Annotated in this window: 22 protein-coding genes and 1 pseudogene; 12 read left to right on the forward strand and 11 right to left on the reverse strand. The window is 64.4% G+C overall.

From position 1 onward, the window contains the following. Positions 1–4 precede the first annotated feature (4 nt). Positions 5–1,651: an MFS transporter gene (locus tag HMPREF3173_RS13445; protein ID WP_070573788.1), complete on the forward strand. Its 1,647-nt coding sequence runs from the start codon at positions 5–7 to the stop codon at positions 1,649–1,651. Beyond that, the gene (locus HMPREF3173_RS13450) at positions 1,651–2,778 is read left to right on the forward strand and encodes an HlyD family secretion protein (protein ID WP_070573790.1); all 1,128 of its coding nucleotides are present in this window, start codon (positions 1,651–1,653) and stop codon (positions 2,776–2,778) included. Before HMPREF3173_RS13445 ends, HMPREF3173_RS13450 begins: the two co-directional genes overlap by 1 nt. Positions 2,779–2,787: 9 nt before the next feature. Here HMPREF3173_RS13450 and HMPREF3173_RS13455 read toward each other — a convergent pair whose 3' ends face one another. The 3 genes from HMPREF3173_RS13455 to HMPREF3173_RS13465 all read right to left on the reverse strand — a co-directional run bounded on the left by HMPREF3173_RS13455 (position 2,788) and on the right by HMPREF3173_RS13465 (position 6,391). Continuing rightward, positions 2,788–4,542: a SulP family inorganic anion transporter gene (locus HMPREF3173_RS13455; RefSeq protein WP_070573792.1), complete on the reverse strand. Its 1,755-nt coding sequence runs from the start codon at positions 4,540–4,542 to the stop codon at positions 2,788–2,790. A gap of 12 nt (positions 4,543–4,554) precedes the next feature. Continuing rightward, entirely contained in the window at positions 4,555–5,373 is an 819-nt protein-coding gene (ppk2, locus tag HMPREF3173_RS13460) for a polyphosphate kinase 2 (RefSeq protein ID WP_070573793.1), read from the reverse strand. 142 nt (positions 5,374–5,515) lie between these two features. After that, a complete protein-coding gene (locus HMPREF3173_RS13465) occupies positions 5,516–6,391 on the reverse strand; it encodes an AEC family transporter (protein WP_070573796.1) in 876 nt (291 codons plus the stop codon). 275 nt (positions 6,392–6,666) lie between these two features. Here HMPREF3173_RS13465 and HMPREF3173_RS13470 point away from each other — a divergent pair, with 275 nt between their 5' ends. Both HMPREF3173_RS13470 and HMPREF3173_RS13475 read left to right on the forward strand, forming a co-directional pair. Next, complete coding sequence (locus HMPREF3173_RS13470; RefSeq protein ID WP_070573798.1) at positions 6,667–7,971, forward strand: MFS transporter; 1,305 nt, start codon at positions 6,667–6,669, stop codon at positions 7,969–7,971. Between the two features lie 145 nt (positions 7,972–8,116). Continuing rightward, positions 8,117–8,437, forward strand: a complete 321-nt coding sequence (locus HMPREF3173_RS13475) for a hypothetical protein (RefSeq protein ID WP_070573800.1) — start codon at positions 8,117–8,119, stop codon at positions 8,435–8,437. A 119-nt stretch (positions 8,438–8,556) separates the two neighbouring features. On the opposite strand, the gene HMPREF3173_RS13480 is transcribed toward HMPREF3173_RS13475, so the two are convergent. Further along, entirely contained in the window at positions 8,557–9,486 is a 930-nt protein-coding gene (locus HMPREF3173_RS13480; protein ID WP_043213317.1) for a LysR family transcriptional regulator, read from the reverse strand. 120 nt (positions 9,487–9,606) lie between these two features. On the opposite strand from HMPREF3173_RS13480, the gene HMPREF3173_RS13485 reads away from it, so the two are divergent. Next, positions 9,607–9,876 carry a DUF2790 domain-containing protein gene (locus tag HMPREF3173_RS13485; protein WP_070573802.1) on the forward strand — a complete coding sequence of 90 codons (270 nt, stop codon included), beginning with the start codon at positions 9,607–9,609 and terminating at the stop codon, positions 9,874–9,876. 6 nt (positions 9,877–9,882) lie between these two features. Here the strand turns inward: HMPREF3173_RS13485 and HMPREF3173_RS13490 are convergent, their stop codons facing one another. Next, positions 9,883–10,578: a tRNA (adenine(22)-N(1))-methyltransferase gene (locus tag HMPREF3173_RS13490; RefSeq protein WP_070573804.1), complete on the reverse strand. Its 696-nt coding sequence runs from the start codon at positions 10,576–10,578 to the stop codon at positions 9,883–9,885. A gap of 172 nt (positions 10,579–10,750) precedes the next feature. Between HMPREF3173_RS13490 and HMPREF3173_RS13495 the strand changes: the two genes are divergently transcribed. From HMPREF3173_RS13495 to HMPREF3173_RS13505, 3 genes are all read left to right on the forward strand, one after another. Beyond that, positions 10,751–11,131, forward strand: coding sequence for a RidA family protein (locus tag HMPREF3173_RS13495; protein ID WP_070573807.1), 381 nt, complete (start codon positions 10,751–10,753; stop codon positions 11,129–11,131). A 229-nt stretch (positions 11,132–11,360) separates the two neighbouring features. Then, positions 11,361–13,361: a peptidase U32 family protein gene (locus HMPREF3173_RS13500; protein ID WP_070573810.1), complete on the forward strand. Its 2,001-nt coding sequence runs from the start codon at positions 11,361–11,363 to the stop codon at positions 13,359–13,361. Positions 13,362–13,509: 148 nt separating this feature from the next. Further along, a complete protein-coding gene (locus HMPREF3173_RS13505; RefSeq protein WP_070573812.1) occupies positions 13,510–15,636 on the forward strand; it encodes a TonB-dependent siderophore receptor in 2,127 nt (708 codons plus the stop codon). A gap of 116 nt (positions 15,637–15,752) precedes the next feature. On the opposite strand, the gene HMPREF3173_RS13510 is transcribed toward HMPREF3173_RS13505, so the two are convergent. From HMPREF3173_RS13510 to HMPREF3173_RS13520, 3 genes are all read right to left on the reverse strand, one after another. Further along, positions 15,753–17,135 (reverse strand): aspartate aminotransferase family protein, encoded by a 1,383-nt coding sequence (locus HMPREF3173_RS13510; protein WP_070573814.1) that lies wholly within the window; start codon positions 17,133–17,135, stop codon positions 15,753–15,755. 20 nt (positions 17,136–17,155) lie between these two features. Further along, positions 17,156–18,646, reverse strand: coding sequence for an aldehyde dehydrogenase (locus HMPREF3173_RS13515; protein ID WP_070573816.1), 1,491 nt, complete (start codon positions 18,644–18,646; stop codon positions 17,156–17,158). Between the two features lie 70 nt (positions 18,647–18,716). After that, positions 18,717–19,565, reverse strand: coding sequence for a helix-turn-helix transcriptional regulator (locus HMPREF3173_RS13520; protein WP_070573817.1), 849 nt, complete (start codon positions 19,563–19,565; stop codon positions 18,717–18,719). A 178-nt stretch (positions 19,566–19,743) separates the two neighbouring features. On the opposite strand from HMPREF3173_RS13520, the gene HMPREF3173_RS24610 reads away from it, so the two are divergent. Together HMPREF3173_RS24610 and HMPREF3173_RS24615 are read left to right on the forward strand one after the other, a co-directional pair. After that, positions 19,744–19,890, forward strand: a complete 147-nt coding sequence (locus HMPREF3173_RS24610) for a hypothetical protein (protein WP_167358054.1) — start codon at positions 19,744–19,746, stop codon at positions 19,888–19,890. Positions 19,891–20,086: 196 nt separating this feature from the next. Further along, entirely contained in the window at positions 20,087–20,254 is a 168-nt protein-coding gene (locus HMPREF3173_RS24615; protein ID WP_167358052.1) for a hypothetical protein, read from the forward strand. A gap of 72 nt (positions 20,255–20,326) precedes the next feature. Here the strand turns inward: HMPREF3173_RS24615 and HMPREF3173_RS13525 are convergent, their stop codons facing one another. The 3 genes and pseudogenes from HMPREF3173_RS13525 to HMPREF3173_RS13535 all read right to left on the reverse strand — a co-directional run. Further along, a complete protein-coding gene (locus tag HMPREF3173_RS13525) occupies positions 20,327–20,644 on the reverse strand; it encodes a DUF6555 family protein (RefSeq protein WP_256544482.1) in 318 nt (105 codons plus the stop codon). 112 nt (positions 20,645–20,756) lie between these two features. Next, positions 20,757–21,941 (reverse strand): zinc-dependent alcohol dehydrogenase, encoded by a 1,185-nt coding sequence (locus tag HMPREF3173_RS13530; RefSeq protein WP_043213335.1) that lies wholly within the window; start codon positions 21,939–21,941, stop codon positions 20,757–20,759. Positions 21,942–22,048: 107 nt separating this feature from the next. Continuing rightward, positions 22,049–22,204, reverse strand: a pseudogene (locus HMPREF3173_RS13535) (general stress protein); the annotation flags it as partial. A 290-nt stretch (positions 22,205–22,494) separates the two neighbouring features. Between HMPREF3173_RS13535 and HMPREF3173_RS13540 the strand changes: the two are divergent. Beyond that, positions 22,495–22,758 carry a hypothetical protein gene (locus HMPREF3173_RS13540; RefSeq protein WP_070573819.1) on the forward strand — a complete coding sequence of 88 codons (264 nt, stop codon included), beginning with the start codon at positions 22,495–22,497 and terminating at the stop codon, positions 22,756–22,758. A gap of 80 nt (positions 22,759–22,838) precedes the next feature. Then, positions 22,839–26,969 (forward strand): CheR family methyltransferase, encoded by a 4,131-nt coding sequence (locus HMPREF3173_RS13545; protein ID WP_070573821.1) that lies wholly within the window; start codon positions 22,839–22,841, stop codon positions 26,967–26,969. The last annotated feature ends 31 nt before the right edge of the window (positions 26,970–27,000 follow it).

Below are 27,000 nucleotides of genomic sequence, written 5' to 3' on the forward strand. Positions count from 1 at the left end.
ACTCATGGACAAATACACGCCGCGCCAGTGGCTCCCCCACGAAAAGCCCAGCCTGCCAGGTTCGCCCTCCACTCCCCTGCACGCCCCCGGCAAACGCCTGGCCTATGGCGCGGTCGGTCTTTTGGTGGCGATCACCGGTGGCCTGGGCAATGCCCTGGTCACGGCCAATCTGTCCTTCCTACAAGGTGCCCTGGGCGCGACCAGCGCCGAGATGGCCTGGCTACCCGCCGCGTTCGTGATGACCAACGTCTCGATGAACCTGCTGCTGGTGAAGTTTCGTCAGCAGTTCGGCCTGCGTGCCTTCACCGAAGTGTTCCTGGTGCTCTACGCCCTGGTCACCTTCGCCCATTTGTTCGTCAACGACCTGAACTCGGCCATCGCGGTGCGCGCCGCCCACGGCATGGTCGGTGCGGCCCTGAGCTCGTTGGGTCTTTACTACATGATCCAGGCCTTCCCCGCCCAATGGCGACTCAAGGCCATGGTGTTGGGCCTTGGCGCCTCGCAACTGGCGGTGCCCCTGGCCCGGGTGTTTTCCGAAGACCTGTTGCAAATCGCCGAGTGGCGGGGCCTCTACATGTTCGAACTCGGCCTCGCGCTGGCCGCGCTGGGTTGCGTGCTGCAGCTCAAATTGCCACCGGGCGATCGCTTCAAGACCTTCGAACCTTTGGATTTTCTGACCTTCTCGCTGATGGCCAGCGGCACCGCCCTGCTCTGCGCCGTGCTTTCGCTCGGGCGCATCGACTGGTGGCTTGAGGCGCCCTGGATCGGCGTAGCCCTGGCGTCGTCCATCGCCCTGGTGTGCTCGGGCCTTGCCATCGAGCACAACCGCACCAACCCGTTGTTGATGACGCGCTGGCTGGGCAGTGGCGCGGTGGTGCGACTGGCCTTGTGCGTGGTGCTGATCCGCATGGTCACGTCTGAGCAATCCACCGGCGCGGTGGGCTTTCTGCAGGCCCTGAACATGAGCAGCGAACAGATGCGCAGCCTGTACTGGATCATGCTGCTGGGCGCAGCCACGGGCCTTGCCACCAGCGCCCTGACCATCAACCCAGCGCACCTGGTCACACCACTGTTCATCTCGCTGGCGGCGATGGCCACCGGGGCCTTCATGGATTCGAGCTCCAGCAACCTGACCCGGCCCGAGCAGATGTACCTGAGCCAGTTCCTGCTGGCCTTCGGCAGCACGTTCTTCCTCGGCCCATCCATGGCCCTGGGCATCAGTCACGTACGGGCCAACCCGCGCAACCTGGTGAGCTTCTCGGTGATGTTCGGGATCTGCAACAACCTCGGCGGGCTGATCGGTGCAGCGTTACTCGGCACCTTCCAGACCGCGCGGGAGAAATTCCATTCCAGCAACCTGGTCGAACGCCTGAGTGCGCTCGAACCGCTGGTCAATGCCAGGGTCCAGGGCGGCGGTGCCGGTTACGCCGGCCTGATCGCCGACCCCGCCTTGCGCACCGAAGTCGGCACGCGTCTGTTGGCCAGTGCGGCGACCCGCGAGGCCAATATCCTGGCCTACAACGATGTGTTCATGCTCATCGGTGCCATTGCCGTGGCGACCATGATCTGGATTCTGATTCGCAGCTACTGGCTGCGCCGCGCGGCGCAGCCTATAGCCTCCCCCGACACCTCCAGTGGCGCTTCGACCTGATGACCCAACCCACCCAGTCCACCACCACCACCGCCATCGCCGAAACCCCGGAGGGCACCGCCCCGCCCAGCGGGCCGGGCGATCAGACCCGCACGCGCCGTGTGCGCCTGCTTTCCTCACTCAGCTTCGCCTGCGTGGCGCTGGCCGGCATCCTGCTGGTGCTCTATGCCTGGCGCCTGCCGCCGTTCAGCAGCGCCATCGAAAGCACCGAGAACGCCTTGGTCCGTGGCCAGGTGACGATCATCGGCCCACAACTGCCCGGCTATATCGTCGAGGTGCCGGTGCACGACTTCCAGTTCGTCAAACGCGGCGATTTGCTGGTACGCCTGGACGATCGCATCTACACCCAGCGTCTGGCTCAAGCTATCGCACAACTGCAACAGCAACAGGCGGCGTTGGCCAACAACCTGCAACAGCGCAAGAGCGCCGAGGCGGCCATCACCCAGCGCGAGGCCGCCATCCTCGATGCCACCGCCCAGGCGGACAAGGCCCAGGCGGACCTGCGCCGAAACCAGGCACTGGTCAGCGATGGCTCGGTGTCTCGCCGGGAACTGGACCTGAGCCGTGCCACCCACGCTGGCGCAGTCGCCAACCTGGAACAGGCCAAGGCGGCACTGGAAATCGCCCGGCAGGACAAAGAAACCGTAGTGGTCAACCGCGCGGCACTGGAAGCGGCCGTGGAAAACGCCAAGGCCTCGGTGGAGCTGGCCCGCATCGACCTGGACAACACCCGTGTGACCGCCCCGCGCGACGGTCAGCTGGGGCAGATCGGCACGCGCCTGGGCGCCTATGTCAACTCGGGAGCACAGTTGATGGCGCTGGTACCCGACACGCTGTGGATCATCGCAAACATGAAGGAAACCCAGATGGCCCACGTGCGCATCGGCCAACCGGCCACCTTCACCGTCGATGCGCTCGACCACCTTGAGCTGCGGGGGCAAGTGCAACAGATCTCGCCGGCCACAGGCTCCGAGTTCGCCCTGTTGCAGGCCGACAACGCCACCGGCAACTTCGTGAAGATTGCCCAGCGCATTCCAGTGCGCATCACCGTCGATCCCGACCAGCCGGATGCCAAGCGGCTGCGGCCGGGGATGTCGGTGGTGGTGAGCATCGACACCCGCGAGTGATCCGCCCGCTCAGGGCGTCCAATCCACAGCGTGGTCCTGCAGGTAGGTGTCCACCGCAGCGCCCACCGTGGGCTGGAAGATGTCGCTACCGATGTGGCTCAGCACTTCAAGGCGCAGCAGCTTGTCCCTCACCGGGTCCTTGACCTCGGCAAAATGCAGCTCCACACCGGCCTCGCGCAGGGTCTGCTCAAGTTCCACGAGCATGTCGGCGGAGGTAACGTCCACGCTGGTCACCGGTTCCGCCGCGACCACCACCCGCCGCACCTCGCCGTCCGACCGGGCGACGGCCTCCAGCACGCAGCGCTGGAACAGCTCGGCATTGGCGAAAAACAGCGGCGCATCCCAGCGAAACAGCACCAGGCCCGGCACTCGGCGTGCATGGGGGTAGCGGGACACATCGTGGTAGCCACGGATGCCGTCGACCCGGCCCAGCACCGCGTAATGCGGCCGCCAGCCGTCCCAGAGAAACTCGATCACCGCGATGACCACCGCAAGGCCGATGCCCGGCACCGCGCCAAACACCGCCACCCCGACGAAGCAGGTGATGGACAGCCAGAACTCCCAGCGTTGGATGCGGTAGATCCGCGCCAGGTCCTTGAACTCGAACAGCCCGATGGCCGCGGCGATCACCACCGCCGCCAGGGCGCTTTGCGGCAGGTGGCGCAACAGATCAGGCGCAAGCACCAGCAACGCCGCCACGCCCAGGGCGCCGAACACACCGGCCAGCTGGCTGCGCGCCCCCGCCGCCTCGGCCACCGGCGTGCGGGACGAACTGCTGCTGATGGGAATGCCCTGGAAGAACCCCGACGCCAGATTGGCCAGCCCCAGCCCGACCATTTCCTGGTTCGGGTCGACCTGGGCGCGGGTCTTGGCGGCGTAGGTGCGCGACAGCACGCTGGTGTCGGCGAACGACACCAACGCCACCGCCGCGCCACCGATGACCACGGTGGCCAGGTCATTGAAGCCGATCAATGGCAACGCGAACCCTGGCAGGCCCTGGGGCAACGATCCCACCACCTTCACCGCGTGGGCGGCCTCCAGCCCCATCAGCCCGGATATCACAGTCGCGACCACTACGGCGATCAGGATGCCCGGCAAGCGCTCCCAGCGCTTGAGCAGCAGAATGATCACCAGCGTACCCGCCCCCAGGGCGAAGGCATGCCAGTTGGCCTTGCCGTCCAACAGCGCGTTGACCAACTGCAGCGTATCGCGCAGCGGCCCGGTGCTCTGCCCGGAGATGCCGAACAACTTGGGCGCCTGGCTGACCAGCACCGCCAAGGCGATGCCGTTCATGTAGCCATAACGGATCGGTTTGGACAGCAGCTCGGTGATGAAGCCCAGGCGCAACAGGCCCGCGCCGATGCAGATCAGCCCCGACACCAGCGCCATGGCCGCTGCCAGGGTGACCGCCCGCCCCGGGTCGCCCGCCGCCAACGGCAACACCACGGCCAGGATGATCGGCACCAGCGCCGAGTCCGGGCCCAGCACCAGGATGCGGCTGGGCCCGAACAGGGCGTAGGCCAGCAAAGGCACGATCGTCGCGTACAGGCCATGGATGCCCGGTACGCCGGACGCCTGCGCGTAGGCGATGCCGACCGGCACCAGCATGGCGGTGAGCACCAGCCCTGCGACCAAGTCCTTGGGCAGCCACGCCATCGGGTACTGACGCACCACACGCAAGCCCGGTATCCAGCGCTGCCAGCCACGGTCGACCGGCTGCGCCGCATAGGCCAAGGGCTTTGGCGGTGGTGTCGAGGTGTCCATGCCCGCCTGGCCTCAGTATCGCTCGGAGACCATCTTGAACGGGTACGGCACCGCCTTGTACTTGCCGATCTTGCCGCGCTTGGGCAGGGCGATCTTCTGCTTGGCACTCAGATCCTGGTAAGGGATCTGCTGCAGGAAGTGGCTGATGATGTTCAGTCGCGCCTTGCGCTTGTCTTCGGAGCGCGCCATGAACCACGGTGCCCAGGACGAATCGGAGGCTGCGAACATATCGTCGCGGGCGCGGGTGTAATCGTCCCAGCGGGTGTAGGACTTGATGTCCATGGGCGAGAGCTTCCACAGCTTGCGGCCATCGTTGATGCGATCTTGCAGGCGGCGGGTCTGCTCCTCGGCGCTCACCTCCAGCCAGTACTTGATCAGGATGATCCCCGAGTCGACCATCATCCGCTCGAACAGTGGCACCACGGCGAGAAACTTGTGCGCCTGCTCTTCGGTGCAAAAGCCCATCACCCGCTCGACGCCGGCGCGGTTGTACCAACTGCGGTCGAAGATCACCACCTCGCCGGCGGCCGGCAAGTGGGTCAGGTAGCGCTGGGCGTAGATCTGGGTTTTCTCGCGCTCGGTCGGCGCCGGCAGCGCCACCACACGAAAGACGCGAGGGCTGACCCGTTCAGTGAGGGCCTTGATCGTTCCGCCCTTGCCGGCGCCGTCGCGCCCCTCGAAGACCACGCACACCTTGAGCCCTTTGGCCACCACCCACTGCTGGAGTTTGACCAGCTCCACGTGCAGGCGCTTGAGCTCCTGTTCGTAGGTTTTGCGCCCCAGTTTCTCCGGCAGCTCGTCCTTGTGCTTCTTGTTCACAGCCTTGGCCATCGCCTACTCCCCTTGCAAACCGTTGGTTGTCCCGGCAGCGCCGGTGACGCCTGAGCCTGGCCCCTGAGTGCGGCAGGTCAGTGGAGTATGGATGAGCCGTGGCACTTTGCCTGTGGGCAGGACAGGATGCCGCAGCCGCGGCCTATAGCCACCAGGCCAGCACCGCTGGCAGCCAGGCGAAGGACAGCACCGTCGAGCACATCACCAGGTTGGCCACCTGTTCGGGTGACCTGTTGGCGCGCACCGCCAACAGGTAGTTGAACACCGCCACCGGCATGGAAGACTGCACCACCAGCACCGCACGCTCCAACGATTCCAGCCCCAGCGCAGTACCCACGCCCCACCCCACTGCCGCCCCCAGCACGATGCGCAGACCACCCAGTAACAGGCCACTGCCCACGTGGTGCAGGCGGATGCTGGCCAGGGATACGCCCAGGGTGAGCAACATCAAGGGGATGGTCATGCCGCCGAGCAGGTCTGCAGTGTTGGCCAGCCAGCGCGGCAGCTCCAGGTCCAGGAAGATGATCGGCAGGGCCCCGGCCAGGCTGATCACGATCGGGTTGCGCAGCAGGGCCTTGAACGACGCGCTGGCCCCGGACATGGCGATGCCTAAGGTGAACTGGAAGATCGACAAGGTCAGAAAGAACGCCACCGCCAGCGCCAGGCCATGTTCGCCGAAGGCATACAGGCTGATCGGCAAGCCCATGTTGCCGGTGTTGGGGAACATGAATGCCGGCATCAGCACGCGCCAATGCTGGCCCGAAGCGCGGCTGACGAGAAACCCGGCCAGCGCCATGCCCAACATGCACAGCACGCACGCGACGGCCATGCTGGTGAAGGCTGCAGGGTCCAGTTGCGTGCGACTGAGGGTCGAGAGCACCAGTGATGGGGTGCCGACCGTCATGACGATGCGGGCGATGAATTCGGTGGGGTAGTCCAGACCACGGCGGGCCCAGCCATAGCCGATGCCGGCGACGATGAAAACAGGCGCCAGGACGGCGAACAACGAAGCCAGCATGAAGCGGATCCCCCAGAAGTCGAAGCGACATTATGCGGTTTTCCTCCCAGAACGGTGAAAACGCGTTGGCCCAGACCCGGTCCGGTGCGGCTTCTGGTCGCAGGGCCCGGCCACCGCCCAGGCTTTAGAATCGCGCCTCCTTTTCGCCCCCCGGCCATGCCGTCAATGCAGACGGTTGAGCCGCACCTCGCTCGCACCGACAGCCAGGCATACCCGCGCAGCCCTTGCGCCCACCGAAAAGGCACACTTTCGGCGTTTTCCAACTAGAGGTAACTATGTCTCCGCGTTTGCTGGCCATGGCGCTGGCACCCCTGCTCGGGCTGTTCATCATTGCCCTGGGCAACGGCTTCCTGTCCTCCCTCACCACGTTGCGCCTGGGCTCCGCCGGCGAATCGGCCACCATGATCGGCATCGTCTCGTCGGCCTATTTCATCGGCCTGACACTCGGGGCGGTCTTCAACGACCGGTTGATCCTGCGCATTGGTCATATCCGTGCCTACACCAGCTTCGCCTCGCTGATCGCCGCGACCATCCTGCTGCAGGGTCTGTTCTACGACACCACCTGGTGGTTCGCTTTGCGCCTGATCAACGGCTGGGCTGCGGTCGGTGTGTTCCTGGTCATCGAGAGCTGGCTGCTGCTGGCCGGCGATCCGAAGATACGTGGCCGTCTGCTGGCGCTGTACATGATCGCCTTCTACGGCGCCGGGGTCCTGGCCCAGGCGACGCTGGGCGAAGTCACCGGCTGGGGCGAGACCGCACCGTTCATGGTCGCCGGCATGCTCGCCACCCTGTCGGTGCTGCCGATCGTAATTCTGCCGCGTGTCTCGCCGCTGCTCGATCAGGTCGAACCGCTCAAGCCGCGGCAGCTCCTGGGCATCGCCCCGACCGGCTTGGTCGGCTGCTTTGGCTCGGGTGTGGCCATTGCCGGGATCTACGCCCTGCTGCCGCTGTACCTGCAACGCATCGGCCTGGGCGTAGGCGAGGTGGGCAACATGATGGCCTGGGTGATCCTCGGCGCCATGTTGCTGCAATATCCTGTTGGGCGTTGGTCCGACCGCAAGGACCGGCAAAGCGTGCTGGTCGCCCTGGCGGCGATGTGCACCGTACTGTCGGTGGTGATTGTGCTGCTACCGGCTGAGTCGCAGTGGTTGCCAGCGATGCTGTTCTTGCTCGGCGGCGGCGTATTCGCCTTGTACCCGGTGGCGGTCAGTAGCGCGGCCGACCGTGCCCCAGCCGATGCGCTGGTGCCCATGATCCAAGGCCTGCTGCTGATCAATTCGCTGGGCTCGTCGATGGCCCCGCTGGCGATCTCTCCGGTGATGAACGTCTACGGCGAGACGGGGCTGTTCTGGGCCTTTGCGGTGATCAACCTGGCGATGGTGGGTTTCTTCCTGTGGCGCCGCGGCAAGCGCCCGGCCCCGGAACACCCCGCGCCCTTCGCGCCGACGGCCACCTTTTCACCCACTGGCGCCGAGCTGCGGGTGACCGAAGAGCTGATGCATGCGGCCCAGGAGCATCCGCCGATGGGCGAGACAGCGAACGGCGAGACCCCGTCGTCGCGCACAGAACCCTCCTCCTGATGGGCTGACCCGGCAAGGCCCTGTGGGAGTGTCAGGCCGACGCTCCCACTTGCCCCCTCTCCCCTTACCATCCGTCGCCTGAAGGGCACCCTGCCCCGTCTCCCATGGCCGAACGCAGGACAATCATCCCGACAGGAGATTCGCCATGGTTCGTTTCCAGCCCCTGTTCCTCGCCCTGTGCCTGGGCCTGACCACCACTGCCAGCCTGGCCGCCACCGATATGAACGGCACCGACACCCACCCCAAGGCCGACCACTCCTCCGGTGAGCATTCCCAAGGCACCACCGGGAGCCAAGGCAACAGCGTCAACGACCCTGATAGCACCCGCGATAACGACAGCACCGATACCAACTCCAGCTCTGACGTGCCCGATGGCACTACCGGGGGCTCCAATAACACCGGCGAGGCCACCGGCACCGGTGCAGGCGCCTCGGGCGGTGCTGCCGAGGATCAGGACAGCCGCTGAGCAGACGTTGGATTGGCCTGGGATAGATGCCGGGCCAAACCCGATGGCATGAGGTGCCGCTCTGGATCGTGTTGTGGGTTCAACCGCCAAGAGGGCACCTCAGGGCCGCCCCACAAGGGTCACCGCCAGTAGCGCGGGTCGTCCACCACCTGTTCATGGGCCTGGAACAACACCGGCAACTGCTCCTTTAGAAAATCCAGCCAGGTGCGGACCTTGGCGTCCAGGTAATGCCGCGACGGGTAGATTGCATAGATCTCCCGCTGACGCAGCCGATGGGGCGCGAGCAACCGGCACAGGCGGCCTTGCTCGATGGCCTGGGTAGCCGAGTAATACGGCAACAGGCCGATGCCCATGCCAAGCTCCGTCGCCTTGAGCATGGCGTCGGCCACATTGGTCAGGAAGGTGTCCTGGGGCACGATCACGCAAGGGTCTGCCCCTTCGAACGACCAGTCCTCCTCGAACAACGGGTCCACTGTGCGCAAGCACACATGTTGGTGCAGGTCTTCCGGGCGCTGAGGCACGCCATGACGTGCCAGGTAATCGGGCGAAGCGCAGAGAATGCTGTGGATGCTGCCCAGGGGGATGGCGATCAGTTGCGAGTCCGGCAGGCCCTGGCCGATGGCGATCACCACGTCCTGGCCGTCCGCCAGCGGGTCCGGGTTGCGCTGGGACAACGTGAGTTCCATGACCACTTCCGGGCAGGTGGCGTTGTAGCGGGCCACCAGCGGCATCATCAATAGCCCCAGGCCATGGGTGCAATGCAGGCGCAACCGGCCACGGGGCGTGAGGTGGGCTCCGCGTGCCTCGTCCATGGCTTCTTCGGTCAGCAGCATGATCTGCCGCGAGCGTTCGAGGAACCGCTCGCCCGCCTCGCTCATGCGCAGACGTCGGGTGGTGCGGTGCAGCAGGCGGGTCTGCAGCTGGTTTTCCAGCTCCGCGACGATCCTTGACACCTGGGCGGCAGAAATGTCCAGGGCGTTGGCGGCGGCGGCGAAACTGCCACATTCCACAACCCGGGCGAAGGTTCGCATGGCGTGCAGCATGTCCATGATGTGTCTTTCCCTGTGACCTATTCGTGCATTCGAGGCAGGAATCTATCACGGATCAGAGTCTTTATTGGCGATACCCAAGAAATACATCATGAGTCAACGCCAAATGAGAACATCGCCATGAAACCTTCGATCGCCTTCTTCACCTTGTTCGCCGCTCTGGTTTCGTTCGGTGCCGTTGCCGATCCTGCGAACAGCCAGCCCGTAGCGGCCACCAGCGAGACCTATGAATATGGCATGCCCTTGGACGTGGCCAAGGTGATTTCCATCACCCCGGCGAGCAATGCGGCCGATTGCGCGGTGGGCACCGCCCATATGGTCTACATCGATCACCAGGGCCACACCCACAAGGTCGACTACCGGGAAATGGGCAACTGCTCGCAGCTGTAACGGGAGTTACGCCAGCAACTGCTCGATCCAGCGCACCTGTCGAGCCACTTCCTGGGCCTTTTGTGCCGGCACCGCCTGCCGGGCACGGGCGAAGTGGGCCATGACCCGCTGCTTGCGTTGCAGGTTCAGGCCCCACTTGGCCAGAAACGCAGGGCTGCGCTCCTGCATCAACAACGGCCCGAAATACAATTCCTCTGGGGAATACGCCACCGCCTGACACGGTTCGGCCACGATGATCTCGTAGGTGAACTCGTTTTCCTCAAGCAACTCCTCGCAAACGATACGGTAGTCGTTTTCCATCAGCCACTCGCGCAGGGTGCCTTCACGCACGTTCGGCTGCAGGATCAACCGCTCCTTGCCGCTCAGGCGATGCTTGCCCCGCTCGAGGATCTCGCGGATCTTCTCCCCGCCCATGCCACACAGGCTGATGGCGTCGATGCGATCCTGCGGCTCGATGGCTTCCAGACCGTCGGCCAGGCGCACGGTGATCGCCTGCTCCAGGCCGTTCTTGCGCACCTTGCGCTGGGCCGAGCGAAATGGCGTCATCGCTGCCTCGCCGGCCACGGCGGCTTCGATACGGCCACGCAGCATCAGCGCCACCGGTAGGTAGCCGTGGTCCGAGCCGATATCGGCCAGGCGTGCCCCAGCCGGCACATGGGCGGCCACGCGCTCCAGGCGCATCGACAATGTCTGTTCGTTCAACCCTTGCCCCTTTTTCGCAATCACTCGACCGGCGCCAGTGGCCGGTTCGGGGCGCGATTCTGACGAGCAATGCCCGGCATTTCAAATACCGCCGACCAGAGCCACCGCTCGACCCGCCTGGGCCGCTCGCGTAGGCTTGCTGGTTTCCTTCCGTTGCAAGGCAAATACCCTCATGGCAAACGCAGACATCACCTTCATCCCGGACCCGGACCCGGAGTCCATTTCCTCCGACGTCGCGGATTTTCGCGGCCTGCTGGTCACCACCCAGATCCCGACCCGCGCCGACGGCAGCCTGGAGCTTGGCGGCATCGTCGAGCAGAGCGAATGCACACTCCAAGCCCTCAAGGACGCCCTGGAGCGCGCCGGGAGCTCCATGGACCGCGTACTGCACCTGACCATCTACCTGACCGACATGGCCGATCGCCCGGCGTTCAACGAGGTGTACCAGCGTTTCTTCGCCAAGCCTTGGCCTGTGCGCGCGGCGGTTGGCGTAGCGGCCCTGGCGGTCGAGGGGATGCGGGTGGAAGTCACGGCAATGGCAGCCAAGGCCTGAGCCGGTCCTCACAGCAGGGCGTCATAAAAGCCCCGCCTACCACACGGGTCGGGCCAGGCCCTGTGGGAGCGGGTTTACCCGCGAATGCGGTCGCGAAACCACCAGCGCACCCGCGGGTTGCCCTGCGCCCCCACCACGCGGGGCACGCCATCGGACAGCCGATGGATGCCCCCGGGCCATTTCACCGGTACAATGCGCGCCTTGACCGTGACAGCCCGACCCTAACGACATGTCCCTCCCAAAGAATCACCTGGAACTGCTCAGCCCCGCCCGTGACGTGGCCATCGCCCGCGAAGCGATCCTGCACGGCGCTGACGCCATCTATATCGGCGGCCCGAGCTTCGGCGCCCGCCACAACGCGTGCAACGAAGTCAGCGATATCGCCGAGCTGGTGGAGTTCGCCCACCGCTACCACGCGCGCGTCTTCACCACCATCAACACCATCCTGCATGACAACGAGCTCGAGCCTGCCCGCCAGCTGATCCACCAGCTGTACGATGCAGGCGTCGATGCGCTGATCGTCCAGGATTTGGGGGTGATGGAACTGGACATCCCACCGATCGAGCTGCACGCCAGCACCCAGACCGACATCCGCACCCTGGAGCGGGCCAAGTTCCTCGACCAGGCCGGCTTCTCCCAACTGGTATTGGCACGCGAGCTGAACCTGCAGCAGATCCGCGCCATCGCCAGCGAAACCGACGCGGCCATCGAGTTCTTCATCCATGGTGCCCTGTGCGTGGCCTTCTCCGGCCAGTGCAACATCTCCCACGCCCAGACCGGGCGCAGCGCCAACCGTGGCGACTGCTCCCAGGCTTGCCGCCTGCCCTACACCCTCAAGGATGACCAGGGCCGCGTGGTAGCGTTCGAGAAGCACCTGCTGTCGATGAAGGACAACAACCAGACCGCCAACCTGCGCGACCTGGTCGATGCCGGCGTGCGTTCGTTCAAGATCGAAGGCCGCTACAAGGACATGGGCTATGTGAAGAACATCACCGCCCACTACCGCAAGGAACTCGACGCCATCCTCGAGGACCGCCCGGACCTGGCCCGCGCCTCCAGCGGTCGCACCGAGCATTTCTTCGTGCCGGATCCGGACAAGACCTTCCACCGCGGCAGCACCGATTACTTCGTAACTGACCGCAAAATCGACATTGGCGCCTTCGACTCGCCCACCTTCACCGGCTTGCCGGTGGGCGTGGTGGAAAAAGTCGGCAAACGCGACCTTCACGTGGTCACCGAGGTGCCGCTGACCAACGGCGACGGCCTCAACGTGCTCGTCAAGCGTGAGGTGGTGGGCTTTCGTGCCAACATCGCCGAACCCAAAGGTGAATTCGAAGAGGACGGCCAGAAGCGCTATCGCTACCGCGTCGAGCCCAACGAAATGCCCGAAGGCCTGCACAAGCTGCGTCCGAACCATCCGCTCTCGCGCAACCTGGACCACAACTGGCAACAGGCGCTGCAACGCACCTCCGCCGAACGTCGTGTGGGCGTCGAGTGGCACGCCGTGCTGCGCGAACAGCGCCTGGCGCTGACCGTCACCAGCGAAGAAGGCGTCAGCGTGCAGGTCGCACTGGACGGCCCGTTCGGCGAAGCCAACAAGCCCCAGCAGGCTTTGGACCAATTGCATGATTTGCTCGGTCAACTGGGCACCACCCAGTACTACGCCCATGCCATCGAGCTGGACGCCCCGCAGGCGTACTTCATCCCCAACTCGCAACTCAAGGCCCTGCGCCGCGAAGCCATCGAGGCGCTGACCGAGGCCCGGGTCAAGGCCCACCCCCGTGGCGGGCGCAAGGCCGAGACCACTCCGCCGCCGGTGTATCCGGAGGCGCATCTGTCGTTCCTGGCCAACGTCTACAACCAGAAGGCCCGCGACTTCTATCATCGCCATGGGGTCAAGCTGATCGATGCCGCCTTCGAGGCGCACGAAGAGCACGGCGAGGTGCCGGTGATGATCACCAAGCACTGCCTGCGCTTCTCCTTCAACCTGTGCCCCAAGCAGGCCAAGGGCGTCACCGGCGTACGCACCAAGGTCGCGCCGATGCAGCTGGTGCATGGCGATGAAGTGCTGACCCTCAAGTTCGACTGCAAGCCCTGCGAGATGCATGTGATCGGCAAGATGAAAGACCACATCATCGACCTGCCAAGCCCGGGCAGCGCCGTAGCCCAGGTGGTCGGACACATCAGCCCGGAAGACCTGCTCAAGACCATCCCGCGCGCACCGCACTGATGACGGAACTGGGGGCCCTGTGCCCCCTTTTTCGTGCCCGCTCACGACGCTTCGAAATTGGTACTGTGGTACACCAAATACCACTGTAAATGATAATACCTATCAGTTAAGATCCGCAGCTCCCGCCCTCCCTAGGATCGTGCTGTCGATGCGTCGTACGTTCGTTTCTCTCTGCCTGATTCCCGCTATTTCTCCCGTTGCACTGGCCGACTCCCAGGCCTCGCCGACTCTTGAATTGCAAGCGGTCAACATCGATGCCACCAGCGACCTGGAGCGCGCCGACGGTCCGGTGATCGGCTACAAGGCTACGCGCTCAGCCAGTGCCACACGCACGGACACCGCGCTGCACGAGACGCCTCAATCGATCAGCGTGGTACCCAGCGATGTGCTGCAAGACACCGCCGCCACCCGCTTGCAGGATGGGCTGGACTATGCCGGTGGTGTGGGACGAGCCAACAACTTCGGCGGCCAGGGCCTGACCACCTTCACCGTGCGCGGCTTTACCACCGGCGAGTTCTACCGCAATGGTTTCCCCATCAACCGCGGCTACCCCAACGCGCCGGATGCCAACACCGTCGAGCGTCTGGAGATCCTGCGCGGCCCGGCTACCAGCCTTTACGGCCGTGGCGACCCCGGTGGCACCTTCAATGTGGTCAGCAAGCAGCCTCTGGCCGAACGCAAGGTCACCTTGGGCAGCCAGTTCGATGACCAAGGGATGCACCGCGCCACCCTCGATGCCACCGGTCCGCTCGACGAGGAAGGTCGCCTGGCCTACCGCCTGAACGTACTCGGCGAAGGCGGCGAGACCTTCCGCGACGACGTGCAGACCGAGCGCTACGACGTCGCACCCGTGCTCAGCTGGCAGGTCAACGACACCACGCGCATCGTCTTCGAAGGCGATTTCATGCGCAACAACCACCCTCTGGACCGCGGGCTGACACGCTTTGCCAATCAGCGCGACCAAGCTTCGCGCGATACCAACGTCTGGGAAAAAGGCTCCGACAACCTGCTGCACAACGACAACAACATGGCCCAGCTGCGCTTCGAGCATCAGCTCAACGAGGACTGGACCCTGGGCGGTGGCATGCAGTGGCTCGACGGCACGCTCAAGGGCAATGCGGTGGAAGCCAATGAACTGCAAGCCGATGGCCGTACCCTCGGGCGCAATTTCAGCTATCGGAAACTGCAATGGACCGATCGGGACTACCAGCTCAACCTGACCGGGCACTTTGAAACCGCAGGTTACGCCCATACCTTGCTGACCGGCATCGAATACGAAGACTACGACTACCAATCCATCATCCGGCGCTCGGCCAAAGGCAGCACGGCCTACCCGATCGACCTGTTCGATCCAGTCTTGGGCCAGCCACGCCCTGCCCTCACCCGCACCACTACCGACGACAAGGAAAACCTCAAGACCTGGGCAGCGTTCATCCAAGACCAGGTGGCCCTCACCGACCGCCTCAAGGCCCTGGCGGGCTTGCGTTTCGAGCGATTCGAACACCAGTACGACAACTACCTGCCGGGCGCCGCTGACTGGACCGCCGCCGATAACGCCGTCACCCCTCGTCTGGGTCTGATGTACGACCTGACTGACACGGTCGCCGTCTACGCCAACACCGCCCGCTCGTTCAAGCCCAATAGCGGTGCCAGCCGGCAAGGCCAGGGCTTCGACCCGGAAAAAGGCAAATCGTACGAGGTGGGTGTGAAGTGGGAGGCGCTGGATCGCCAGTTGAGCGTCGATGCGGCGATCTACCATATCGTCAAGGAAAACGTCCTGGCCAACGACCCGCTGGACCCAACCGGCACCTACAAGGTGGCCGCCGGCAAAGTACGCAGCCGCGGCCTGGACATCACCGTGGCCGGCAATCTCACCCCCGAGTGGCGGATGATCGGTGGCTATGCCTACGTCGATGCCGAAGTGACCAAGGACACCAGCCTGCCGACCGGCACCCGCCTGGCCAACATTCCGCGTAACAGCTTCAGCCTGCTCAATACCTATGAGTTCCAGGATGGAGGCCTCAAGGGGCTGGGTCTGGGCATGGGCGTGAAATACGTGGACGACCGCGCCGGCCAGACCGCGACGCAGACCTACACCATGGAGCAGTACACCGTGGTCGATCTGCTCAGCTTCTATCAGGTCAACGAGCACGTGCGCCTCAACCTGGACCTGAAAAACCTGTTCAACAAGGAATACGACGAAGGCGCCTTCAACAGCTACGTCTACCCCGGTGCGCCACGCACCGTGCAGGCCGGCGTGAGCTACACCTTCTGAATCCAGGGCTGCTGTGCAGCCCTTTCACGGCGCAAGGCCGGGGCTACAGGGATCGCGTGATCCTGTAGGCACGGCCTTGCTTCGCGAAAGAGCCGCCAAGCGGCCCCAAATCGGGTTTACAACAAGGCCAGGTCCCGTGCCGTACGGTCCACGGCGATCTTGGTCTTGGCCACCAGTTCATCGATGTCACCACGGCTGGCCACCAGGGCCGGCGCCATGATCATCCGGCCCAGGGTCGAGCGTATGATGACGCCTTCCTCGAAACCATAGGTCCGGCATTGCCAGGCCAGGTCGTTCTCGTTGGCGAAGCGCTTGCGGGTGGCCTTGTCCTCGGCGAACTGCAGCGCCGCGACCAGGCCGGCGCCCTGGATCTCGCCAATCAGCGGGTGATCACCGAACACCTCGCGCAGGCAACGCTGCAGGTACGGGCCGGTGTCGTCCTTGACCTGACGCACGATGCCTTCATCGCGCAGGGCCTTGAGGTTGGCGATGGCCACGGCCGCCGCCACCGGGTGACCGGAGTAGGTCAGGCCGTGGGCGAACACCCCGCCGCGCTCCACCAGCGCCTCGGCGATACGCTTGCTCAACACCAGGCCGCCCATGGGCACGTAGCCAGAGGTCAGGCCCTTGGCGATGGACAGGGTGTCCGGCTGGAAGCCGAAGTGCTGATGGGCGAACCACTCGCCGGTACGGCCAAAGCCACCGATCACTTCGTCGGCGCACAGCAGCACGTCGTACTGGCGGCAAATGCGCTGGATTTCCGGCCAGTAGCTCTCTGGCGGGAAGATCATGCCGCCGGCGCCCTGGAACGGTTCGGCGATAAAACCTGCAACGTTCTCGGCGCCCAGTTCGAGGATCTTTTCCTCCAGTTGCAGGGCGCAGCGACGACCGAACTCGGCAGGGGTCAGATCGCCGCCTTCGGCGTACCAGTACGGCTCGTCGATGTGCGCGACATCGGGGATCAGCCCGCCCATCTCGTGCATGAATTTCATGCCGCCCAGGGCCGTGGCGGCCAGGGTCGAGCCGTGATAGCCGTTCCAGCGGCCGATCATGATCCTCTTCTCAGGCTTGCCCATCACCTGCCAGTAGCGGCGCACGGTGCGGATCAGCACTTCGTTGGATTCGGAGCCGGAGTTGGTGTAGATGGCATGGCTGTAGTGCCCCGGCAGCAGGCTGAACAGCAGCTCGGACAACTCGATCACCGCCGGGTGGGTGGTGTGGAAGAACATGTTGTAGTACGGCAACTGGTCCATCTGTGCGGCGGCGGCAGCGGTCAAGTCCTTGCGGCCATAGCCCAGCTGGGTGCACCACAGGCCGGACATGCCGTCCAGGTAGCGCTTGCCGTCGTTGTCCCACAGGTGCAGGCCTTCACCCCGCACGATGACCCGCGGGCCTTCGGCGTTCAGCGCCTTCTGGTCGAGGAAGGCATGGATGTGGTGGGCGGCATCGGCGTTCTGGTAGTCGCGGGTATCGCGTTGCGGCTGGAAAGGTGCGTTCATTGTTGTTCTCCGTAGAAATATCAGCGCAGCTGGAACCAGGTGGTTTTCAGTTGGGTGTACTTGTCGAACGAATGCAGCGAGAGGTCGCGGCCGAAGCCGGACTGGCGGCCGCCACCGAACGGCACCACCACATCCAAGGCATCGACGGTGTTGACCGACACGGTGCCTGCCTTCAGACGCCGGGCCACACGGTGGGCGCGGTTGAGGTCATCGCTCCATACCGAGGCGGCCAGGCCATAGATGCTGTCATTGGCCAGGCGCAGGGCCTGCTCTTCGTCCTCGAAGGTGCTGACCGCCAGCACCGGGCCGAAGACTTCCTCGCGGGCCAACGCCATGTCGGCGCTCACTCCGGTGAATATCGTCGGTGCGATGAAGTTGTCCGAGCCGTTGATGCTCAGGCGCTGGCCACCGCACAGTAGACGTGCGCCGTCGGCCTTGGCTTGGTCAATGGCCGCACTGATGCGTGCGCTTTGCCCGGCATCGACGATGGCCCCGGCGCGGCTGGCCGGATCCAAGGGGTTGCCCGGCATCCAGTCGCGGGCTTTGGCCAGCAAGCGTTCGACGAACTCGTCGTGGATCGAGCGCTGCACGTAGAGGCGCGAGTTGGCCGAACAGACTTCGCCTTGGTTGAAGAAGATGCCGAAGGCTGCCTTTTCCGCCGCCAGGTCTAGGTCGCGGCAGTCCTCGAACACCAGGTTCGGGCTCTTGCCGCCACATTCGAGCCAGACCTGCTTGAGGTTCGATTGCGCCGAGTACTGCATGAAGTACTTGCCCACCTGCGTGGAGCCTGTGAACACCAGGCAGTCCACATCCGGGTGCAGGCCCAGGGCTTTACCGGCCTGCTCGCCAAGGCCTGTCACCACGTTGAGCACCCCTTCCGGCAGGCCGGCCTCCAAGGCCAGTTCGGCCAGGCGCAGGGCAGAGAACGGCGACTGCTCGGCGGGCTTTAACACCACGCTGTTGCCGGCAGCCAAGGCCGGCGCGACTTTCCAGGCGGCCATGTCCAAGGGGAAGTTCCAGGGCACCACCGCCCCCACCACCCCCAGGGCTTCGCGGGTGACGGTGGCCAGCGCGTTGCCTGCGGTCGGCGCCACCTGGTCGTAGAGTTTGTCCAGGGCCTCGCCATACCAGGCAAAGACGTGCGCCGCACCCGGTACATCGATGGTGTAGGCATCCATGACAGGTTTGCCCATGTTCAGCGAATCGAGCAGGGCCAGTTCCTCGCGGTGGGCCAGCATCAACTCGGCCAGGCGCAGCAGGACGCGTTTGCGGGCCGTGGGCGCCATGCGGGCCCAGGGGCCTTGCTCGAAGGCCCGACGGGCAGAGCGCACCGCCTGATCGACCTCTAGCTCGCCACAGGCGGCAACCTTGGCCAATAGCTGGTTAGTGGCCGGGTTGATGGCCTCGAAGGTCGCGCCCGAGCAGGCAGCCACGCGGCGGCCGTCGATCAACGCGGTGTCGATGAAGCTTTGTTGCGCAGCGCGCTGCTGCCAATCGCTCAATGTATGCACGCAGGACTCCCTTGCGACCGCCTGGGCGGCCGCTGGTTATGGTTGTAGGTGGGGTGATGCGGTAAGCCGGTCAGCGCCTTCGCAGGTAACTTTCCAGCGGATCCTTGCTCAAGCCTTCCTGGGCCTGGGCCAATGAATCGATGAACAACGAGAACAGCTCGGACTGCTTGGCGATGTCCAGCTTGGTGTAGAGGTTCTTGCGGTGGGTCTTGACCGTGTCTTCGCTGATCCCCAAACGTTCCGACAGCGAGCGGGTCGAGTGGCCGCGCAGCAAGTATTGGGCGACCCGGCATTCGCGCTCGGTCAGCAGGGAGGAACCGAAATTGTTCAGGGCGGCGTTGATCTGCCGGCCTAAGGCGCTTTCGAAGCGTCCGCCCAGGCTGTCGGCATCCAGCTGGCCCCAGTGCCGGCGCACGACCGCCACCACCCACGGGGCGATGCGTTTAAGGTCGGCGACCTGCGCCGCGCTCAGGCGCCGGGTGCTGCCCAGGGCCACGGCGATGGTCAGTTGCGCATCGAGCGGGACGATGTAGTTGAGCTCGTCCTCAAGGTGCGCGTGCTGGTAGAACGACAGGTAGTACTCGCTGCGCTTGAAGTGGTCCGGTGCCACATCGCTCAGGCGATAGCAGCCAGGGGCCAGCCCCTCCATGCAGGCGCGGTAGAACGGGCACAGCAGGTAATAACCTTCGAGGTACTTCTGCACGTTGCCTTCAGGCAACCAAGGGCCCTCTTCGTCTTTCTCGAACAAGGCCGAAGGCAGGCCCTTGCGTGGGTAGAGGAACACTGTGATGGCCTGGCATTGGGCCAGGCAGTTGAGCGCGCCGAACAGCGCTTCGACGAAGCCTGGCGTGCCGATGGCCTCGATGACACGGGCCATCTGCTCGTACCAGTCGGGCGATTTCAGCTGGTCTTTGCTCATGTCTCAGGTCCCCGCCAGGGTTGTTGTACGTGTTCGTGGCTGGCTGGGATTGTTTCACGCACTGACCAGGGCGACCATCACCCTTCGGGGTGAGCTGCCGTTCGTACCGCCGCAGTGAACGCATCCCTCGGCCCACGAACCTAATGCCAGGCAAGCCATCCCGTCTCGGAGGCCAGTCATGGCAGATCCCAAGCAGCCCAATGATCCCGATCCCTATGTGGACAACATCCCTCACAATCCCGGAGAACCGGTGCCACCACCGGAGAAGGAAGCCCCCGACTGGCCGGAAGGCCAGGTCCCCCCAGAAGAGCAGTCCGATGGCTGAGTGCCGTATCGGCCCATTCGCGGGTAAACGGCCAAGCCCCACAGGACCGTTGGTCGCAGGGCATGCACGAAAAACCGATCGCACTCGTCCCATCAAGGCTCTCAATCCATGAGAGGTGCGGCAACGGCTTCGCCTCCACTCCTGTGTTCGGCCCGCGTTTCTGGCGGGCCCTTTTTTCGAACCCGAGGAGGTCACCATGCACACCACATTGCAGATGGGCGGCGGCAACGTCCAGGACGACTGGCCAGAACTCAACCCTGATCAGCGCAACGACCGCGCCGATGATCCCGATACCGATCCGGACCTGGAAGACGACGGCAACCGCCCCGGCGTTCCAGCCAGCGACCCTGAATCGGGGGCCTGAACGTACACGGGGCAAACCTGCGTCCCTGCAGCTGCAGGAATGCAGACTTGCCCCGCATGGATCAGCCGCAGATCAGGCGGTCGCCGCGTCTTCCTGGGTTGAGCCAAACTCAGGTTGTCCCTGGCCGTCGCCTGGGCCCGACAGCGGTACGAAGGCCGGTCCGCTGCCCGATAGTCGCCAGCTCACGTCACTCAGGCCATAGCGCTCGGCCATGGGCCGGCTTACCTTGCGGATCTTCTCTCGGCCGAACTTCGGAATGATCCCCACCCCAGCATCGCAGCTTGCCCAATGCCAGGCCTCGGCATTGTCCATGCGCTCCAGACGGATGATGAAACTGCGCGGCTGGCCATGCAGCCGGTAGTCGATGATGTACAGCTGTGGGGTTGGCATCGTAGGGGCCCTCCTCTTCTCCATGGATGACATCCAGATGGATCAAGGTTTTGCGCGAAGATTCAAAAGATTGTCGAACAATTCGAATGAGTGGCCCGATACCTGAAGCCTGCTAGGCGCTCGGCGCGGCGCCAGGCACCAGAATGACCTTTCGGCAACGCTCCTGCTGCTCATCGAACATTTCGTAGCCACGCACCGCCTCTTCCAACGCCAGGCGATGGGTGACGATGGCTGAAGGGTCGAGCCGCCCCGCTTCGATGTGCTCGAGCAGCTCAGGCAGATAGCGCTGCACGTGGGTCTGCCCCATGCGGAAGGTCAACCCCTTGTCGAAGGCATCGCCGAACAGAAAACCGTGGATGAAGCCGGCATAGACACCCGGTACGCTCACCACGCCCCCTCGACGCACCGCCGCCATGCTCTGGCGCAGCGCCTTGCCACTGCTGCCTTCGAGTTTCAGCGCGGTGAGCACGGTCTCGGTGGTGCTGCCCTTGGCCTCGAAGCCCACCGCGTCGATGACCCCATCCACGCCACGCATGCCCGCGGTCTGGCGGATGATAGTGTCGGCCGGGTCGTCATCATGGGTGTAATCGATCGGAATCACGCCATAGGCCTGGCGTGCGTACTCCAGCCGATAACCGCAGCCATCGACCATGAAGATCTGCTCGACGCCCAGCAGACGTGCGCAAGCCGCCGACAGCAGGCCCACCGGCCCCGCCCCGTAGATGGCCAGGGACGCGCCCTGCCCGACCTCGGCGTTGAGAACCGCCTGCCAAGCCGTCGGCAGGATGTCCGAAAGAAACAACACCTTATCGTCCGCCAACTGCCCCGGCACCTTGAACGGCCCGACATTGGCCTTGGGCACCCGTACGTAGTCGGCCTGGCCACCGGCCACGCCACCATAGAGGTGGCTGTAGCCGAACAAGGCAGCCCCCGGCGGAATGCTTTTCTTGTTGAGGATGGCGCCGCGCCCGGTATTGGTGGTCTCGCAGGCCGCGAACAAATCATGCTGGCAGAAGAAGCAGCTGCCGCAGGCGATCACGAAGGGAATCACCACCCGGTCGCCGGGACGCACAGCGGTCACCTCGCTGCCGACCTCCTCGACAATGCCCATGAATTCGTGACCCAGTATGTCACCGGACTCCATCGCCGGGACCTTGCCGTGGTAAAGGTGCAGGTCTGAGCCACAGATTGCCGTGGCGGTCACCCGCAGCACGATGTCGTCGTTCTGCTCGATGACCGGGTCCGGTACGGTGTCGACCCGAACGTCTCCGGCGCCGTGGTAAGTGAGTGCGCGCATGCTTCAATCTCCCATCAGAACAGGAACGACCCTGGGCAAGCGGAACGAGGCCACTTGCCCAGGGTCGGTGCCCGGCAGGTACTACACCGGGCTGGAGCGGGCGTGCGTCACTGATTGCGACCGCCGCCGTGGCTGTGCTGGCCACCTTTGCGGCCGGCCTCGGAAGCGCGCTCCCGGTCGTTGGCAAAGTTGCCCCCGGAGTTCTGCCCGCCTTTGTGGCCTGCGCGGGAGGCTTTTTCGCGGTCGTTGGCGAAGTTGCCCGGGTTGGTTTCCTTGGTGCCGCCACGTTGTCCGCTGTTTTCTTGATCACGAGCCATGTCGTTTCTCCTTACAGGTGGATTAGCTGGGCACGGAATCGCACCGTGCAGTAGTTCCGAACCGGTCAGGGCAGGCTCTGCTCAATCGGTCTGTCGAGGCTCGGACGAGTGGCGCCAAACAATGCTTGAGTCAAACATTTGTACGCGAGTCTTCGGGTAGAAGATTTTTTGGCACTTCGAAAGTGGCGGCGCGGTCATACAGGGACGCCCATTATTCCTCGACCAGGAACCGTGCCATGATCCATGCCCACCCCGCCCACGCCTGCCGACAACTCGCCCTGGAACAGAACCGCCGTCTGCTCCAGCAAGCCTACCAACTCGACCACACTGCCTTCGCCTTGCTTGACCGCCCAGGGCTCGATGCCGGCCGCTTCGACCGCTACCAAACATTGCGGCGAAAGGCGGCCGAACGCTACCAGGAGGCATTGGAGCACCTGGCGCTGATCGAGCGAATGTTCGACGCGGGCAACGAGGCCCAGGAGCACTCGCCGCGCCGTTGAGAGCGGGCCTATAATCGCGCATCAACCGCCCGGCGATGCTTCGATGGGCCGAATCGTTAGGTATGCAGAAGGCTGCACCCATGAAGTCATCCTCCAAGCCCGCCGTCGCCTCGCCTCAGAATCCGACGTTGAGCCCGAGCCACCTGGACTTTCCGGTGGTCGGCATCGGCGCTTCGGCAGGTGGGCTGGAGGCGATCTGCACTTTCTTCAAGCAAATGCCCGCCGATTGCGACATGGCCTTCGTGGTGGTGCTACACCTGTCGGCGGACCACCAGAGCGTTGCCGACCGCATCATCCAGGAAACCACGGCCATGCCGGTGCGGCAGGTCAGCGAACCGGTGCCGATCGAGCGCAATCATGTCTATGTGATTTCACCGGCCAACCGCCTGTCCACCAACGATGGCTACCTGCGTGTCAGCCCGGCCAACCGTCGCCGGGGCGATCATGTGGCGATCGACCTGTTCTTCCGCGACCTGGCCGATGTGCACAAGGACCATGCGTTTTGCGTGGTCCTCTCCGGCACCGGCGCCGACGGAGCGGTAGGTTTGTCGCGGATCAAGGAACAAGGCGGCGTGACTCTGGTGCAGTCCCCCGATGATGCCCTCTACGACAGCATGCCGCGGGCGGCACTGGAGACGGGCATGGTCGATGCCGTGCTGCCGGTGGCCGAGATGCCGCAAAAGCTCATGGAGCTATGGCGCAACGCTCGCCAGGTGAGGCTGCCGACCATCGAGGACGACACCCTGCCCCCTGCCCTGGGCACCCGTAGCGGCGACCCCGCCCAGGCCGAACCGCTGCTCGATGAAATCCTCCTGCTGCTGCGCACCAATACCGGCCATGACTTCCAGCACTACAAGCGTGCCACCGTACTGCGGCGCATCGAGCGACGCCTGCACGTCACCGGGCAGCCGAACCTGGCTGCCTACCAGCGCTACCTCGAGCAGCACCCGGCCGAATCCGCCGAGCTACTGGCAGACATGCTGATCGGCGTGACCAACTTTTTCCGCGACCGCGAAGCGTTCGAATCCCTGGAGCGCCATGTCCTGCCGGAGCTGGTCAGCGATGGCGAAAGCGGTGAGGGACCAAGCGAGGTGCGTGTCTGGTCGGCCGGCTGCTCCACCGGTGAAGAGGCGTACAGCCTGGCCATGCTCGTATGCGAGCAACTGGCGCTGGAGCGGCGCGCAGCGAAGGTCCAGGTGTTCGCCACCGACCTGGATGAGCGTGCCATCGGCACCGCCCGTACCGGCCTCTACCCGGAGTCGATCGTCACTGATGTGCCGCCGGCCCGGCTGCGCCAGTTCTTCATCAAGGAAGACCAGCATTACCGGGTGCGCAAGGAAATCCGCGAAAAAGTGCTGTTCGCCCGGCACAACCTGCTGTCCGACCCGCCGTTCTCGCAAATCGACCTGATCGTCTGCCGCAATCTGCTGATCTACCTGGATCGCGAGGTGCAGCGCGACATCCTGCAGATGTTCCACTTCGCCCTGCGCCCGGGCGGGCACTTGTTCTTGGGCACCTCCGAATCGGTGGATGTGGCCAGCGAGCTGTTCATTCCGGTGGACAAGCGCAATCGTATTTTCCGCGCAAGCCCGGCGAGCCCTGCCATTCGCTCTTCAGGTCGGCTGCTGCCCGGCGCCGAAGTGTCCGCCGCCTTGCAGGACAGCCAGGCCAAGCTACGCCCAGGCCGCAAGCTCTCCTATGCCGAGGTGCATCACCGCGCCCTGGCCAAGCGCACCCCGCCCAGCCTCATTCTCGATGGCGACGGCAATATCCTGCACATGAGCGATGGCGTCGGGCGCTTCCTGCACCTGGTCGGCGGCGAGCCCAGCCGCAACCTGATCAACCTGGTGCTGCCACAACTGCGCCTGGCCCTGCGCAGCACTTTGTTCCAGGCTCGCCAGGGCAACGAGGCGGTGACCTCCCGCCCGGTCGAGCTGGGCCAGATGCAGGTGGAAATCGCCGTGCATCCGCACAAGGACGAACCCAGCGGCAGCGAATGCCTGCTGGTGGTGTTCGAGGAGCGCGTGCCCGACCCTTCCCTGCTGCCAACCAGCGCCATTCGCCAGACCGACAGCATGGTCCTGAACAACCTGGAGCGCGAGCTGCAACGCACCCGCCTTCAGTTGCAGGAAACCATCGAGCAATCGGAAATTTCCAGCGAAGAGCTGACCGCCTCCAATGAAGAAATGCAGGCGATCAACGAGGAGCTGCGTTCGGCCAGCGAGGAGCTGGAAACCAGCAAGGAAGAGCTGCAGTCGATCAACGAAGAACTACTGACCGTCAACTACGAGCTCAAGAACAAGGTCGAGGAGACCGACAAGGTCAACGACTACCTGAGCAACCTGATTGCCTCCACCGCCATTGCCACGGTGTTCGTCGACCGCAACCTGCGCATTCGCTGGTTCACCCCCCGCGCCGCCGACATCTTCAACATCCTGTCCGTGGATACCGGCCGCTCGCTGCTCGACATCACCCACCGCCTGGATTACCCGGAGTTGGCCGACGACGCCCGCGCCGTGGCCCAGGGCACCCCGTCCATCGAGCGCGAAGTGTGCGGTGAAAACCAGCACTGGTACCTGGCCCGCCTGCTGCCTTACCGGGCCAACGAGCAGAAGATCGACGGCACGGTGCTCACGTTCATCGACATCAGCAAGGGCCGCGCCGCCGAGGAGCGCCTGCGCCTGGGCGAAGAACGCATGCGCCTGGTGGCTGAAAGCACCCATGACTTCGCCATCATCCTGCTCGACGAACACGGGGTGATCACCGACTGGAACACCGGTGCCACGCTGATCTTCGGCCACACAAAAGACGAGGTGGTCGGCCGCCATTACGAGCTGATCTTCACCGAGGAGGACCGCGCCAACAGCGTGCCCAGCCGAGAGCTGCGCGGTGCCCGCCTCAACGGCCGTGGCCAGGACGAGCGCTGGCACGTGCGCAAGGACGGCAGCCGCTTCTTCTGCAGCGGCGAAGTTTCCCTGCTCAAAGGCAGTAGCCTGCTTGGCTACGTCAAGATCGCCCGCGACCTGACCGGACACAAGCGCCTGCACGACGAGCAGAGCAAGCAACTGGCCGAATCCCAGAGCAGCAGCCACATGAAGGACGAGTTCTTCGCCATCATGTCCCATGAGCTCAAGCACCCGCTCAACCTGATCCAGCTCAATGCCGAAATCTTGCGCCGCCTGCCTTCGGTGAAGAACACCGGCGCCGCCAGCAAGGCCGTCGGCACCATCTGCGAAGCCGTCGCCAGCCAGGCGCGCATCATCGACGACCTGCTCGATGTGGCACGCATCCGCACCGGCAAGCTCAAGCTCAAGACCGAACCTGTGAACCTGTGCACCATCCTGCGTGACATCCATGCCGTGGTGCGTAGCGAGCAACACCCGTGCGACGTGGTGCTGGAGTTGCCGGCAGACGACAACGCCCTGTTCATAGAGGGGGACATCACCCGCCTGGAGCAGATCATCTGGAACCTGCTCAACAACGCGCTGAAGTTCAGCCCCGCCGGTAGCGAGATCCGCCTGGTGCTGTCCAGCCACGGCGAACAGGCGCAGCTGCAGGTGATCGACCAGGGGCTGGGGCTGAGCGAGGAAAGCCTGGAGAACATCTTCGACCTGTTCACCCAGGCCGCCCCGCAAGTCACCAGCCACAGCCGCGAAGGCCTGGGGATCGGCCTGTCGCTGGTACGCCAGCTGGCCCAAGCCCATGGCGGCAGCGTCCAGGCCAGCTCGCCTGGGCTGGGCAAAGGCTGCACTTTCACCGTCCGCCTGCCGCTGTGCCACTTCAGTCCGCAACTGCAGCACAGCCCAGGCGATCAGCAGATGGCCCCCCGGCTGGACAATACCCGGGTGCTGTTGGTGGACGACTCACCGGATGTACTGGAAATCATGCAACAGCTGCTGGAGATGGAAGGGGCGCAGGTCCATGCCTTCACTGACCCGCGTGCGGCGCTGAAGGCCGCGGCCAACGGGCAGTACGACATCATTCTTTCGGACATCGGCATGCCGGTCATGGATGGCCATGCACTGATCAAGGCACTGCGCGAACACCCGCACCTGCATGACATACCCGCCATCGCCCTGACCGGCTATGGCGCCAGCGCTGACCAGTACAAATCACGCCAGTCAGGCTTCGACCGCCATTTGAACAAGCCGGTGGCCTATGACGAGCTGGTGGAAGCGATCGAGGCCTTGAGCGGCTCGCAGCCCTACTGACCGCTCATCCTGGCGGGTACAACTTCCAGCT

Source organism: Pseudomonas sp. HMSC08G10 (assembly GCF_001808425.1).
Lineage (GTDB): Bacteria > Pseudomonadota > Gammaproteobacteria > Pseudomonadales > Pseudomonadaceae > Aquipseudomonas > Aquipseudomonas guariconensis.